Source organism: Romboutsia sp. D33t1_170424_H2, assembly GCF_015669105.1.
Lineage (GTDB): Bacteria > Bacillota > Clostridia > Peptostreptococcales > Peptostreptococcaceae > Romboutsia_C > Romboutsia_C hominis.
This window is the reverse complement of the sequence record NZ_JADOZQ010000010.1, coordinates 20,888-34,681: the sequence shown is the minus strand read 5'-3', so window position 1 is coordinate 34,681 and position 13,794 is coordinate 20,888. Positions and strand designations below refer to the sequence as shown.

The 13,794-nt window shown below is 30.2% G+C and carries 13 protein-coding genes; 7 read left to right on the top strand and 6 right to left on the bottom strand.

Annotated elements, in window-relative coordinates:
* Nucleotides 1-17: 17 nt before the first annotated feature.
* The 6 genes from I4U66_RS11065 (at nucleotide 18) to I4U66_RS11040 (ending at nucleotide 7,304) form a co-directional block, all read left to right on the top strand.
* Nucleotides 18-596 (top strand): major tail protein, encoded by a 579-nt coding sequence (locus tag I4U66_RS11065; RefSeq protein WP_195928920.1) that lies wholly within the window; start codon nucleotides 18-20, stop codon nucleotides 594-596.
* Nucleotides 597-689: 93 nt separating this feature from the next.
* A complete protein-coding gene (locus I4U66_RS11060) occupies nucleotides 690-1,238 on the top strand; it encodes a major tail protein (protein ID WP_195928918.1) in 549 nt (182 codons plus the stop codon).
* Complete coding sequence (locus tag I4U66_RS11055; RefSeq protein WP_195928916.1) at nucleotides 1,238-1,576, top strand: hypothetical protein; 339 nt, start codon at nucleotides 1,238-1,240, stop codon at nucleotides 1,574-1,576. The genes I4U66_RS11060 and I4U66_RS11055 overlap by 1 nt, the downstream gene beginning before the upstream one ends.
* Before the next feature lie 41 nt (nucleotides 1,577-1,617).
* Nucleotides 1,618-1,776: a hypothetical protein gene (locus tag I4U66_RS11050; protein WP_207743630.1), complete on the top strand. Its 159-nt coding sequence runs from the start codon at nucleotides 1,618-1,620 to the stop codon at nucleotides 1,774-1,776.
* Between the two features lie 65 nt (nucleotides 1,777-1,841).
* On the top strand, nucleotides 1,842-7,046 hold the full coding sequence (locus I4U66_RS11045; protein WP_195928913.1) for a phage tail tape measure protein: 5,205 nt from the start codon (nucleotides 1,842-1,844) through the stop codon (nucleotides 7,044-7,046).
* Between the two features lie 24 nt (nucleotides 7,047-7,070).
* Nucleotides 7,071-7,304, top strand: coding sequence for a BhlA/UviB family holin-like peptide (locus I4U66_RS11040; protein ID WP_195928911.1), 234 nt, complete (start codon nucleotides 7,071-7,073; stop codon nucleotides 7,302-7,304).
* Nucleotides 7,305-7,364: 60 nt separating this feature from the next.
* Here I4U66_RS11040 and I4U66_RS11035 read toward each other — a convergent pair whose 3' ends face one another.
* Together I4U66_RS11035 and I4U66_RS11030 are read right to left on the bottom strand one after the other, a co-directional pair.
* The gene (locus I4U66_RS11035) at nucleotides 7,365-7,613 is read right to left on the bottom strand and encodes a hypothetical protein (RefSeq protein WP_195928909.1); all 249 of its coding nucleotides are present in this window, start codon (nucleotides 7,611-7,613) and stop codon (nucleotides 7,365-7,367) included.
* Nucleotides 7,614-7,667: 54 nt separating this feature from the next.
* A complete protein-coding gene (locus I4U66_RS11030; RefSeq protein ID WP_195928907.1) occupies nucleotides 7,668-8,855 on the bottom strand; it encodes an NUMOD3 domain-containing DNA-binding protein in 1,188 nt (395 codons plus the stop codon).
* A 194-nt stretch (nucleotides 8,856-9,049) separates the two neighbouring features.
* Here I4U66_RS11030 and I4U66_RS11025 point away from each other — a divergent pair, with 194 nt between their 5' ends.
* Nucleotides 9,050-10,051 (top strand): hypothetical protein, encoded by a 1,002-nt coding sequence (locus I4U66_RS11025; protein WP_195928905.1) that lies wholly within the window; start codon nucleotides 9,050-9,052, stop codon nucleotides 10,049-10,051.
* A gap of 334 nt (nucleotides 10,052-10,385) precedes the next feature.
* Here I4U66_RS11025 and I4U66_RS11020 read toward each other — a convergent pair whose 3' ends face one another.
* The 4 genes from I4U66_RS11020 to I4U66_RS11005 all read right to left on the bottom strand — a co-directional run bounded on the left by I4U66_RS11020 (nucleotide 10,386) and on the right by I4U66_RS11005 (nucleotide 13,657).
* Nucleotides 10,386-10,787 (bottom strand): hypothetical protein, encoded by a 402-nt coding sequence (locus I4U66_RS11020; protein WP_195928903.1) that lies wholly within the window; start codon nucleotides 10,785-10,787, stop codon nucleotides 10,386-10,388.
* Between the two features lie 20 nt (nucleotides 10,788-10,807).
* Nucleotides 10,808-11,788 carry a replication initiator protein A gene (locus I4U66_RS11015; RefSeq protein ID WP_195928901.1) on the bottom strand — a complete coding sequence of 327 codons (981 nt, stop codon included), beginning with the start codon at nucleotides 11,786-11,788 and terminating at the stop codon, nucleotides 10,808-10,810.
* A gap of 326 nt (nucleotides 11,789-12,114) precedes the next feature.
* Nucleotides 12,115-12,918: an ABC transporter permease gene (locus I4U66_RS11010; RefSeq protein WP_092925719.1), complete on the bottom strand. Its 804-nt coding sequence runs from the start codon at nucleotides 12,916-12,918 to the stop codon at nucleotides 12,115-12,117.
* Nucleotides 12,905-13,657, bottom strand: coding sequence for an ABC transporter ATP-binding protein (locus I4U66_RS11005; RefSeq protein WP_092925721.1), 753 nt, complete (start codon nucleotides 13,655-13,657; stop codon nucleotides 12,905-12,907). Before I4U66_RS11005 ends, I4U66_RS11010 begins: the two co-directional genes overlap by 14 nt.
* Between the last annotated feature and the right edge of the window lie 137 nt (nucleotides 13,658-13,794).

Here is a 13,794-nt window from a genome sequence, read left to right as displayed (position 1 = left end):
AGATAAGGTGATTTTTAATGAGTAAAACTTATAATGAAAAAATAATATTTGGTATGTCTAACATACACGTTGCAACAGTTGGGGAAGATGGTGAATTTGGAGTTCCTGTTCAAATACTTGGTGGTAAAGCTGTAGAAGCATCATTTGAAGCATCTGAAAAGATAGTTTATGCAGATAACAAAGCTGTATATAACGATAAGAGAATAACTAAAGGATCAGGTAAATTATCAGTACTTGGATTAACTACTGATGAAAAATGCTTATTAGCTGGAACAGAAAATATGTCTGGTGGATTAGCATTAAATGCTAGTATGAATGCTCCTTCATTGGCTTTACTATTTGAACAAGAAAAGGCAGATGGTGGTAAATTATTAAATGTTTTATATAATGTACAATTCGCTATACCATCTATAAGTGCTGTCACAACAGAAGGGGAAATGGCAGAGCAAATATCTGATTTAGACTTTACTTGTTTACCTGACTTAAAGCAAGGATATTTCTTCTATACAGTGGATACAACTGATGCTAAAGTTGACTCTGAAATGGTAAATAATTGGTATACAACAGTACAAATGCCAAAAGAAAGCAGTTTATAATATTAAGTTAAAATAATTAGCTTAAAAATAAGAGTTTGGTAGGTTCTCTCAAAATCTACCACCAATTTAAAATAATTATAAAGTAGGTGTAATATGAATTATAAAAGCAAAATCTTATATGGATTAGATAAGATACATTACTGTAAAAGTGGAATAATAAAGCCAATTTTAGGAGCATTAGATATAGAAATTAATTTAGAACAGCCTTACCAATATGCTAAAAAACAAGGGTATGACTCTATTAGATTTAATGGAGCTTTAAAAGGTACAGGCAAATTATCTGTTCTTGGATTAACCTTAGAAGAAAAAGCAGATATATTAGGATGGAGTTACAATAATGGAGAGCTATACATAATAGATGAATTTAATCCTCAACCGATTAGCTTATTATTCTCTAGAGAAAAAGCAGATGAAGGTGAGCTATATACTGTAGTCTATAAGTGCATTTTTAATAATCCAACTGATGTTGCAAGTACGATGCAAGGCGAAATGAATAATGAAACTCAAATATTAGAGTTTGATGTTCTAGTAGACTTAGATAAGAAACTAACTTATTTTACATTAGATACAAAATCAGGGAATAAAGATAAGGTAGATAACTTCTTTAAAGAAGTGCAAATACCTAGTAAGGTGGCGAGATAATGAGTGTAATAAATGATGTGATAGAAATAAAGTTAAATGGTAAGAAATATAGAGCTAGATTAGATATGGGAGCAATAGCTGAGGCTCAATGGAATTTAAAACAAGTTAAAGACAATATAACAGTAGTAGAAATGTTTGACTTAGTCAAAAAAGAAAACTATATGGTTATAAATAACTTAATAATAGAGTCAATAAGAAGATGCCATCCTCAGTTAGAGGCAAAACATATACTTGAAGATATGAAATTACATGAGAGAAATAATATAACTTTACAAGTATTTGCATTAATGAAAGCTAGTTTACCTCAAGATGATGATAAAAAAAAACGAGTGGAATAGTTAATCCATATGCAAAAGTACAAGACTGGGATATGGGAGAAATGGAATATATATGGTATTCGGTGTTAAAAAGAGCTGATGACTTCTATAATATAACACCAAAATACTACTTTAAGCAATGGGATGCACATAGAAGATTTAACGGATTAGATAAACAGGATAATAAGAGAGAAGTTGTAAATGAAACTTCATTCGGATAAGGCATGGTCATCATTTTGACTATGCCTATTTTTTTTACAATTTTTAGAAATGGTGGTGTATATATATGAGTAGAAGTCAAGAGATAGCAAATTTACAGGTCGGTTTAGATTTAGAAATGCAAAGTTTTGCTAGGGAATTATCTAACACTAAGAAGAATGTTAGAAACTTAGCAAAAGATTTTGATGTAGCAAGTAAGTCTATAGATAATGCAGAAGATAAAGTAGAAGCATATACTAAAGCATTAGAAAAAGGTAATAGAGCATTTGATGCAACTGAAAAGAAGTTACAAATGCAAAATAAACAATTTGATGATTTGTATAAGAAAACGGATAAGCAAAAGAAACAATATGATGAATTAGCTGATGAGTTAAAGAAAGCAGAAAAAGCATTAGCAGATATGGTTAATAATGGCGATAAGAATAGTAATGCTTATAAAGAACAAGAAAAAGCTGTTAAAGACTTAAAGAAGGCATTAGCAGATAAATTAGAGTTAATACAAAAGAACTCTCATAAGCTACAACAGTATAGTACAGACATAGATAAAACATCTAATGATATGAATAAGCTAAAATCTTCTATAAGTGAGTTAGAAACTTCATTTAAAACTATGGGTGAAGGTACGGAAGAGCTAGCCCTAATAGGAGAAAGTGCAAATGATTCTAAATTAAGTTTAGATAATTTAGCATTAGGTGCTAAAGCATCTGCGGTAGCTATAGCCAGTGTATTTGCTAAGAATGTATATGATGGAGCAATAGCATTTGATGATGCTATAACAGGACTTAGATTAAGTTTAGGATTAGCAGAAGAGGATGCTAAAGCATTATATGAACAAATAAACAATATAGCTGGAGATGGTGGTTATAGCCTAGAAGGTGTATCTGAAGCAGTTAAATTATTAGAACAAAGATTTAATTTAGGTGCTAAAGAAACTGAAAGTCTAGCTCAAAGCATGGACTTATTAGCTAAAATGGGATATGAAAGTGCTGATGTAACTAGATTTATGACCTCAGCAGTAAATGACTGGGGGATGACACATTCTCAAGCACTAGATATGATTATAGCCGGGGAACAATCAGGACTTAATATGTCTCAAGATTGGTTAGATACTTTAGTAGAATATACTCCTATACTATCGACTTTAGGTGTAAGTGGACAAGAAGCATTTGCATTAGTCGATGAAGCGGTAAATGCTACGGGTATGAGTACAGACCAAGCTATGGATATGGTTAAAGAGTTCTTCTTAACTTTAACAGATGGTTCTACAACTAGTAAAGATGCTTTTAAAGATTTAGGAATAGATATAGAAGATTTAAAAAGTAAAATAGATAGTGGTTCTATAACATCTGTTGGTGCAATGGAACAAGTAATGAAAGCTATCATGGGTGTTTCAGATGAAACTGAAAGAGCTAGATTACTCCAAGAAATTTTCAAAGGCACAATCGAATATGGTTCTGAAGGTGTTGTACAGGCATGGACTAACATAGAAACATCTGTAAGTAATACAGCAGGAGCTATGGATGAGGCTAAACAAGCATATGAAGAATCTTACCAAGCTATGCAACAAGACTTATCCAATGAATGGAATGAATTAACACAAACAATAGGTTCAGGAGTATTACCAACTTTAACTAAAATTATAGATTTTGCAGGTAAAATTGTAGAATCAATGGGATTAATACCTTTTGCTATTACTGCTACATTTACAAAGATGGGTAATGATATAGGAAATGTGTTTGATGGTGCTTTAGCTAAGGTACTAGAGTTTGTTATGGGTGCTGGAGAAGGGATATCTAATTTTGCAGACTTTGTAGGTATGGATGATTGGGCAGATTCTATAGATAAACGTATGGAAGATGTTAAAGGTACATACGATGGTTTAGTAGATAATGTAAGAGAACGCAATGAAGAAAATGAAAGACTTAATGCAGAGCATAGTAGAAGATTAGAAAAAATTTGGGGAAATACTAAATTAGAACCAGATATAGAGGGAACTAAAGAAAAGGTAATAGAATTAACTACTGCATATGAAAATATACCTAAAGATGTTCAGACGGTTTTAAAGGCAGATAGTGAAGAATCTAAAGATAAAGCATTAAAACTATACAATATATATGAACAGTTACCTCCAGAAGTACAAACACTAATTAAAGCAGATAACTACAAAGCATTAGAAGGTGCTAAGACTGTACAAGATATATTGGCTAATATACCTGTAGAAAAGAGAGTAGCATTATTAACTAATATCCAAGAACAGGGAAATATGAGTGCAGAACAATTACAGTTAATACTAGATAGTTTACCTGAAGAAGAACGTGTGAAAATCGAGACTGCTGTTAATGGTAAAGAGCAAGTAGAACAAACTAAAAAGGAATTAGATAATTTACCTAAACAGTCTACATCTAAAGTTAATGTAGATATTGGAGATAGTAAGTCTAAGGTACAAGGTGTAAAGCAAGAAGCAGAAAGTATGAATGGTAAAGTATATAAGGCAACATTCAAAACAGACACTGCTAGTGCCAGCAAAAATGTAACGGGACTTAAAAATAATATATCGGATTATGATAGAAAGAATACTGGAAAAACTAAAACTACTAAGTTTAGTACAGTAACGGCACAAGCTAGTAAAAATGTAACAGGTCTTAAAAATAATATAAGTTCGTTTGTTAGCAAATATGCAAAAACATTTACTACTACCTTTAAAGTTGTTACAAAATACTCAACAGTAGGAACTCCAACCCCTCAAAGGCAAGGTGCTAAACCTAAGACTATATCTGTACCAACTCCAGTAGAACCAATTGTAGAATCTGCTAGAAGAACATTTGAACCATATGCTAATTATAACCAAGATAATGTACCAAATATGGATGCTAGAGCAGTATCAAGACCTACTATAGCAATAGGTGGTAATGATATATTTAACTCTATAAAGTATAATGTTGAACTTCTTCAAGAATTAGAAAATGCAATAAAAGACGTAAATAATCAACTATCGTTACTAGATAAGAAAATGAAAAATGCTAGTGGCAGAGATAAGGTTAAGTATCTTGAAGAGCAAAATGTATTATATCAAGAGCAGTTACAACTTCAAAAGGATTTAGAGGATAAGCTAATAAGACAAAAGAATTATTATGAGTATTTCTTAAAGAATAAAGGATTCCAATTTACACCTGATGGAAACTTAAAGAATTACGAAGAAAAACTTATCCTAATAGAAAAAGAGCTAGAAAAGCTGGAAGAAATAGCAGATGCTAAACAAAAGGCTGAATCTAGCTACAAGGGCGATAATGATAAGCATAAGGATAAATTATCTAAAGAGTATGACTTAGCTAAAGAAAATGTAGATAAGTATAAAAAAAGTTTAGATGAAATTAAAACTTATTTAGAAGAGTACATAGATGTTTCTGTAAATAAGCTACCTGATGTTAGAGAAGAATTTATAGAGATAAATAATGCTATTAAAGACAATATAAACTCTATTAAAGAGTTTGAAAATCAATTAAAAGACCTTAAAGAGGACTCTAGATATAAAGACCACAATAGAGATATTTTGGAAGTTCAAAATAAACTTGATAAGAATAAAGTATTATTAGATGGTGCTAGTGGACAAAAAGAAATTGACTTATTAAACCAAAGAATAGAGCTTACTAAGCAACTTCAAAAGGAAACTCAAGACCTTTTAGTCTTTGAAAACCAAAGAAGGAAAAAGCTAATGAATGAACTTGGACAATATGGTTTTAAGTTCAGGAATGACGGAAGTATTGAGGGATATGGTGGAAAAATAGAAGAACTTAAGAAGACTCTATCTGAAGATGAGTTTAGTAAAGTCTTTGAAAAAGTTGAAGAGTATCTAGATACTACCTATGATAAGATTCCTGACCTTGAGAATGAGTGGGAATCTTTAAATAATGAGATGTCTAATATGAAAGATACAATAGCTGATATTATAAAAGAACAAAATAAAATGTTTGAAGAGGCTAAGTATCAAGAGTTAACTGATGAGTTAAACGACTTATCTAAAGAGCTAGACTTAATTGAGAAAAAATTAAAATATGCTACAGGTAGTGAAAAGATAGGTTTATTAGATAAACAGCTAGAGTTACTTGAAAAGCAGAAAAAAGAGATTAATAAACAATATAATTATATATTAAATAAGCACTCAGAACTTCAAAATAAATTGAAATCAGTAGGTTTCAAGTTCGATTCTAACGGTGATGTAAGCAATTACTCAGAACAGCTAAAACACCTGATGAATACATCAAAAGATTTTGAGGATATACAAGAAGTATTAGAGGCTTACTTTGAGTTACAAAATGAGGAACTACCAAAGCTTGAAGGTGAGTGGATAGACCTAGAGAATACAATTAAAGATTCTCTTAAAGAGCAGTTAGATGTAGTCAAGGACATAGAAGATGAGATAACAAAAGTCTACAAAAAACAAGTAGAAGATAGAATAGATTTAATTAATAAAGAATTAGATTCTAGATTAGATGCTTTAGATAAAGAGAAGGATGCTTATAATAAAGCTAGAGAAGAGGCTAAATACCAAGACAATTACAATGACCAAATGGAAAAGGTAAAAAATCTTGAGAAGCAACTTGAAATAGCTAAAAAAGATATTTCACTAGCAGGACAGAAAAAAGTTCAAGACCTTTTGAATCAATTAAAAGAAGAACAGAAGAAACTTCAAGACATGGTTCAAGATAAAATCGATGACCAAGTTAATGATATGTTTGACCAAGAAAGTGATAGATTACAGGAAGAAGCTGACAGTACGATTAAAGATTTAGAGGATAAATTCTCTGACGGTAAAATAGCTGAACTAGTTGCACAAGCCCTTGGTAGTGGAGTATTTACTGATATAGAAGGTAATGTATCTAGTTTAGAAGATGCTTTAATTGATTTTGCAGAGGAGACAGGAGAACTATTTGGTGTACTTGGAAGTACTATTGAACAGGAACTGATAGGTAAACTACAACAAGCACTAGATACTTTTGAGGACTTAGATGATATCTTAGATAAATTAGATATAAACTCTAAAACAAGGTTCTCTATTCCGAATGTAGATTATAGCTCTAGCAGATACACTCCAAGTTCAAGTAATAATAGTACAACTAATAATACTAACAACAGAACAGTAGAAGTAAACTTTAATCAACCTCTTGTAAACATAGAAGGTAGTGTATCAGAGGATATTATGCCACAAGTTGAAAAAATGGTTAAGCAAGCTCAGGATGATTTACTTCATAGCATAGTTAGAGAACTAAGATAATAAACTAAAGAAAGGTGGTATAGTATGGATATTAATGAAATATTAAAAATGATATTAAGCGAGTATGGCTTTGCAGGAGCTATATTCGCTTCTTTACTATGGTATGTAATGACAGAAAATAGTAAAAGAGAATTAAGGTATCAAAAGACTATTGAGAAAAATCAAGACGTTATTTTAACTCAAGCTAAGAGCTTTGAAGTAGTTAAAGACATGAAGGAAGATATAGAAGTCTTGAAAGATGTTATATTGGGTAAGTAAAATTTAAGGCGGTAGGTATACAGGTAGTTGTGTATCTATCGCCTTTTTCTATTTTTAGGGCTATTCTCCAATATCATAAACTGCTTTCCTAATATCACTTAATCCCTCTGATATCTCGTGTAGATTAACTATCTTTATGATTTCAATAGCCTGCTTAAATGAGATATCACATTCTTTCATTAATGTAGTAATATGTCCATAGATTTCCTTCCCATCTTTAACAGCATACCTTTTTCTTGAACATGAATCACATTCAGTGCAACCAAAATCAAATATGTTATCTTTCCCACAAGTTTTACATAGAACCATATGTACACCTCCTAAAAATCTTTATAATGCATATTACTATATATGTTATAAGGACTAACTTATATGACTCCATGTTTTGTAATTCTTCAAATCCCTAATAGTTTGAGGTGAAACTTTATATTGTTCAGCTAATATAGATACTTTGATACCTTCACCAATTAATTTTCGTATATTTAATACATCTTCAGGTGTCAATTTATTTCGTTTTTTCTTATTCTTTGTTTTTAAGTTATATTCAGTTAAATGCTTGTTAAGTAAATCATCTATCTCACCTGAATGATATTTATGCTCAAACTCTTTAAATTGCTCAGGGGTATTGTTAGTGTGTCCATAAATTGAGTGAAAGGTTTTATGAATATACTCTTGCATAGGTACACCAAGACCGTACTGATAATGTAATTCTAAAAAGACCCTGTTTAAGTTATCTAGTTCTTCATTTGAATAGTCTTCTATATTTTCCTTTATGGACAAACCACACTTTCTAAACGATTCCTCCATAATATCTATGAAGTTTTTATTAACATGATGTATATGTAAATTATCATTATGTATAAAAGTAAAATAGCACTTATAATCAGTAGATTTCAAACTAGCTAATTTCCATTCATATAACTGACTTCTAAAATGTGGAACTATATGGCAATTTCCTTTCCAGTTGGGATTATTTTTACCTTTTCTGCTTTGGCTCATTTTTCTTCTAGCTTCTTCAGAGGGTTTTACACCGATATGAGATTCACTTCTTATTGTAAATAGAGCTTCATCTGTTCTTTGAATACCTAGTTTACTAGCCTTCATCTTTATAGATACCCAAGTTCTATCTTTAAAAAAGCTTTCTAGAAAGCACTGTTCTTTATCAGGATAATACTTTTTAAGGCTTTCTATTTCCTCTTTAGACCAATTATCATTCTTAGTTGTTTTCTTCAAACCCCATTTATAGATGATATTAGTCAAGGTTTTATAAGGTATTTTATGGTCAAAATAATCAAGTAGCTCTTGCTTTGTTATAGATAGATAGTTGTCATACATCCATTTAATATCTTTAAACTGCCATTTACTTTTAAAGTAGTTATCTCGTTCATCATACCATCTTTTGATATCTGTAACTTCTTTGTCTTTATATACACCCTTTTTACAGTTTTTACATTGAGCAGATAACTTTTTCCATTTGCTATCGTAGTAAAAGAAGTCAGCGGTATCAGGTAGCACCTCTTTACATTTAGTACATTGTTTAACCTTATCCATAAATCACCATCCTTAATGCTATAGTTTATGATTAAACCTCTATATTATTGACATGTATGAAAAATTGTAAACGTAGGGCTTGATGAAAATATTGTATAAAAGTGTACTTTTATTTATACTATATGGTATAGTAATGTTGAAGAATGCTTATTTAAGTATTTTTTATAATAAGATGAAATTGCAGGGGGGATGATATGGAGTTTACAATGCTTGAAAATGGACTAGATTTTATAATAAGTGCAATACGACATTTAAAAGAAGCCGAACATGAAGATTGTGAAAATAAGGAACAAGAAATTAAATACAGCTTATTACATTTATCATCAGGAATAGAGCTTATATTAAAGAGCAGGTTGTATAGGGAACATTGGACTTATATTTTTTCAGATATGAATAAAGCTAATAAGGAGCACCTAAGAGCAGGCTCATTTAAAAGTGTGGATAGTTCAACACTTGTTGAAAGGTTAAAAAGATTATGTGATGTTGAGATTGATAACAAGAGTGACAAGGCATTTGAAAGCTTAAGAAGGTTAAGAAATCAGATGGAACATTTTACAGTAAAGAGTAATTTTCATTCGATTGAAGCATGTATTAATAATGCTTTAGGTGCGATAACTAAATTTATCACCAAGAACTATAATGATTTTACAACTCCAATGTCAATTAATTTAAACGATGATGACGCTGAGTTTGGATTGACAAATAAGGAAGAGCGACTAATTAAAGAGTTGATAAGATGCACATCTGAGCTTAAAGAACATTATGACGATGCTGTGGAAATGGCTACGGCAAGAGCTAATGATGAAGCCGTACTAGAAGAATTAGTAGAATGTCCATCTTGTAAAGAAAGTTTATTAAAGCTCAATTACAATGGTAGTAATATGTGCTATTGTTTCTTCTGTGAATATAAGGAAGATGGAGAAAAAGCTTCTAATGAATATATTAGCAGTATACTAGGATTAAGTAAATACGAGATTCTTAAAGATGGAGGAGAATATCCATTATATGAATGTCTAGATTGTGAGGCATATTCAATGGTTGATATTGATGGAAGATATGTATGTTTTTCTTGTGGAGTTTACTATGATGAGAATGAAGTAGCATTTTGTAACGAGTGTGGGGTACTATACCTTAAAGATGGTAATGATTTAGGGATATGCTCTTCTTGCATAGAGCATAAAACTGAAAAATGGTAATATGTACCTTTAGTATTATATAAAGTAAATAAAGATTAAATTTATAAATGGATATATATTATTTGATATATCCATTTTTTATTATGTAACTTAAAAATTAATAATATATAACAAAATGGAATTTATCATTTTTATTACCTAGAAGCATACAGTTCATACTATAACGTCTTCTTCCTCTAAGTTTAACTTTCATTTCTTCATATGAATAATCATAATTATATACCAAGTCTTTTGTGTATGTAGGCTTAGATATCCTCTTTAGAAAAGGGAAATATATAAGTCTGTTTTCATCTACTAGTGGTTTACCACCTTTAGTATACCCAAGTTGAATTAGCTAACTAAACCATCCTATAATAAATGCTCTTTTGCCCTTGTTCTTTATTATTTCATCTTCAAGCCAATCAAAATCAGCTTGATACTCAGCCCAACTTTTACTGGCACATTTTCCACCATTACCAGCAGTCCAGTTCTTAAGATACTTAACCTCTACCTTAAAGTCTTTAGACTTCACATACAAGTCATGGTTAACTTTAATTTTACCGTTACGGTCTCCGACTGTGTAATGAAGGTTCTTAAATGGAGAGCCTATTTTAACACATATATCCATTTCATTGTAATCATTGTCAGCTACTTCTTTAAGTTCTTCCTTAGATAAGGACTTGTACATTTCATTAAACTCATCGATGGTAAATAAGCAATTGCTTATAAAATATTTCTCTATACTTGGTTCATCCATAATATATACCTCCTATCGTATTATCTACAGCACAATACTTTTCCAAATTTAGCTTCTTGAGATTTAGTAATAATATCAGATAGCTCATCTTCCTCATATTGCATAAAAGACTGCTCAAAGTTAGCAAAAGTATTTTTCTTACTGTAAGTAGTTTTAGCTGTATTACAATTAACAGTTTTAGCAACTGTAATTTTTACGTTAGTATTAACTCTATCTCTTAAAGACTTATAAACTTCATATACATATCCAAAGGCTTTTCCACCTTTAGCTACTGTAGTTTCAACTGCATCTTTTAATAAATCAAATTCCATATTTTCTATTAGCTTAACTTGTATATCTGTAACATCAAATCCATAGTCCTTAATTAATGAAACTTTTCCTGATTGATTGCTCTCAACAACAACAAAATCAGTATCTTTATTATTAGTATTATTTCCGTTTAAAATTTGAACTTCTAGGAGTTCATTTTTTGTACTTCTATTGATATCAGTACTGTTCACAGTTTTATAGTCTTCGATATCAGTGTTTCCAACAGGAGTACAATTTTTGAACTTCTTAGATGCATACTTTGCTCTATTTTCTTTTCTCTTAGATTTCAATGCTAAAAGCATTCTTTTATGTAGCTTTAGGTGTACATCTAAAGTATCCTTTGAAGTATCAACATGAGCTACATATAGTAGATTAGCTTTGCCTTGTCCCTGTTGGAGTTTCATTATAAGTTTATGTCTTTCTAATTCCTTCAAAGCTTTATTCGCTGTACCTCTAGCACAGCTTAAATATATTTCTACTTCATCAACTTCACAAATTATGTATGCCCTATCCTGAGAATCAAACCAATCATTCTCTATAGATAGAGTAGTTCTGTCTAATAACATTGCATATAGCAACTTTGCATTAGCAGATAGTTTTTTATATTTTACTTCATACATTAAAGCTTTTGGTAATTTGAAAAATAATTCCTTTGTCATATCATTTCTTGTTATAAATTTAAAGTTATTCATAAAACACCCTCCTAGTTATTACATAGAAGGAAAAGCTGAGCCAAAAAATTTTTATGCTTGAATATCCTACATTATATTTGGTATAATAGTAGTGCATAAAAACATTCAACTAGTTATTACTAGTATGTGGCTCTTATCTATTCGCAGTAGATAGGAGCTTTTCCTTTTATGTTTAAATTTTTATTCTAACTAACTAAGAGTTTAATTAATAAATTTGTCGGCATCTTGTCGCCTTTTTGTCGCCATTTAATTATGATTATATTGCAATATCAAGGTAATAGTTCATATATACATCTTTAACAAATAGCCTGAAACATTGATATAACCTATCTTCTAGAATTATAAAACTTTTCTATAAGATTTAAAATAGCATACATAATCCAAGCGCAAAATGCAAGTACAAATACTCCCATCATAACCAAATCTAACTTAAATACCTGGCTTCCATAAACTATTAAATAACCAATACCAGCTCTTGATACTAAAAACTCACCAACTATAACACCTACCCAAGCCATACCTATATTTATCTTAGTAAGATTTATTAAATTACCAATATTAGAAGGAATTATAAGCTTAAATAATATTTGTGATTTAGTAGCACCAAAACTTCTTAACATTTTAATTTTTTCTTCATCAACATTTATAAAATAGTTATAAGCAGAAAGTATAGTAACAACAACAGATATAGTAACAGCAGTAACTACAATACCTTCAATACCAGCACCTGCCCAAACTATAATAATAGGAGCTAGAGCTGTTTTAGGAAGAGCATTTAATATAACTAAAAATGGGTCTAAAATTTTTGATAATTTTTCAGACCACCAAAGTGCTATTGCAACTAATATTCCAAGCACTGTACCTATAATTAAACCAAGTAGAGTTTCATATACTGATATTCCAACATGAGTTAGAAGTTGGCCATTTTGAACATAGCTTATAAAAAGCGAGTATATATCACTAGGTTTGCTAAATAAGAATGTATTTATTATATTTAGATTAGCAAGTACTTCCCAAAGAATTAAAAATCCTGCAAATATTAATATCTGATATAAAAGAATTTTAGTTTTTTCTTTTTTAACGTTTTTTAGATAATTTTTATATCCATCTGAATCTTTACTTAATCTCATCACTATCTAGCTCCTTCCATAGTATGTCAAAGTATTTTTGAAAATCAGGAACTTTTCTGGTTTGAAGAGGTGTTAAATCTTCATTTTGTCTTAAGTCTATGTTATATACATTTTTAACAGTTGCAGGGCGTTTAGATAGTGCTACTACTTTGTCTGACATGGATATTGCTTCACTTATATCATGAGTTACTAATATAGCAGACTTATTCTCATTTTTAATTATTTTATAAACATCATCACTAACTAAAATCCTTGTTTGGTAATCAAGGGCTGAAAAAGGTTCATCTAAAAGTAATATATCTGGATTTACAGATAGAGTACGAATAAGAGACACCCTTTGCCTCATTCCTCCTGAAAGTTCTTTTGGATACATATATCTATATTCCCAAAGACCATAAGTTTTTAATAAATTTTCAATACGAGATATATTTTTATCAGTTTTTATATTTTGGATTTCAAGTCCAATTGTTATATTATCGATTATATTTCTCCATTCAAGTAAATGGTCCTTTTGAAACATATATCCTATATTTCCATTTATATTAATATCCCCGCTAGTAGGTTTTAAAAGTTTTGTTAATATATTTAGTATAGTTGATTTTCCAGAACCACTAGGTCCAAGTAGCGTTAGGATTTGTCCTTCGTTTAGGGAGAAACTTATATCTTTTAGAACTTCTAGTTCTCCGTCTTTTGTGTAAAAGGTTTGACACAGGTCGCTAACTTTTACAATTTCATTCATGTAATTCACCCCTAAAGTAGATTTTTGGTATATATTATATTATTAAAGTATGAGAGGATTTGTACCTATTTTAAAATATTTATAGTTTATATAAGTATAAATATTTTAAAATAGGATGACTAATAAAATATATATAA

What these genes read in the sequence shown, in the direction of transcription:
- I4U66_RS11065 (WP_195928920.1), top strand. Translation starts at nt 18, where the DNA reads ATGAGTAAAACTTATAATGAAAAAATAATATTTGGTATGTCTAACATA.
- I4U66_RS11060 (WP_195928918.1), top strand. Translation starts at nt 690, where the DNA reads ATGAATTATAAAAGCAAAATCTTATATGGATTAGATAAGATACATTAC.
- I4U66_RS11055 (WP_195928916.1), top strand. Translation starts at nt 1,238, where the DNA reads ATGAGTGTAATAAATGATGTGATAGAAATAAAGTTAAATGGTAAGAAA.
- I4U66_RS11050 (WP_207743630.1), top strand. Translation starts at nt 1,618, where the DNA reads ATGGAATATATATGGTATTCGGTGTTAAAAAGAGCTGATGACTTCTAT.
- I4U66_RS11045 (WP_195928913.1), top strand. Translation starts at nt 1,842, where the DNA reads ATGAGTAGAAGTCAAGAGATAGCAAATTTACAGGTCGGTTTAGATTTA.
- I4U66_RS11040 (WP_195928911.1), top strand. Translation starts at nt 7,071, where the DNA reads ATGGATATTAATGAAATATTAAAAATGATATTAAGCGAGTATGGCTTT.
- I4U66_RS11035 (WP_195928909.1), bottom strand. Translation starts at nt 7,613, where the DNA reads ATGGTTCTATGTAAAACTTGTGGGAAAGATAACATATTTGATTTTGGT.
- I4U66_RS11030 (WP_195928907.1), bottom strand. Translation starts at nt 8,855, where the DNA reads ATGGATAAGGTTAAACAATGTACTAAATGTAAAGAGGTGCTACCTGAT.
- I4U66_RS11025 (WP_195928905.1), top strand. Translation starts at nt 9,050, where the DNA reads ATGGAGTTTACAATGCTTGAAAATGGACTAGATTTTATAATAAGTGCA.
- I4U66_RS11020 (WP_195928903.1), bottom strand. Translation starts at nt 10,787, where the DNA reads ATGGATGAACCAAGTATAGAGAAATATTTTATAAGCAATTGCTTATTT.
- I4U66_RS11015 (WP_195928901.1), bottom strand. Translation starts at nt 11,788, where the DNA reads ATGAATAACTTTAAATTTATAACAAGAAATGATATGACAAAGGAATTA.
- I4U66_RS11010 (WP_092925719.1), bottom strand. Translation starts at nt 12,918, where the DNA reads ATGAGATTAAGTAAAGATTCAGATGGATATAAAAATTATCTAAAAAAC.
- I4U66_RS11005 (WP_092925721.1), bottom strand. Translation starts at nt 13,657, where the DNA reads ATGAATGAAATTGTAAAAGTTAGCGACCTGTGTCAAACCTTTTACACA.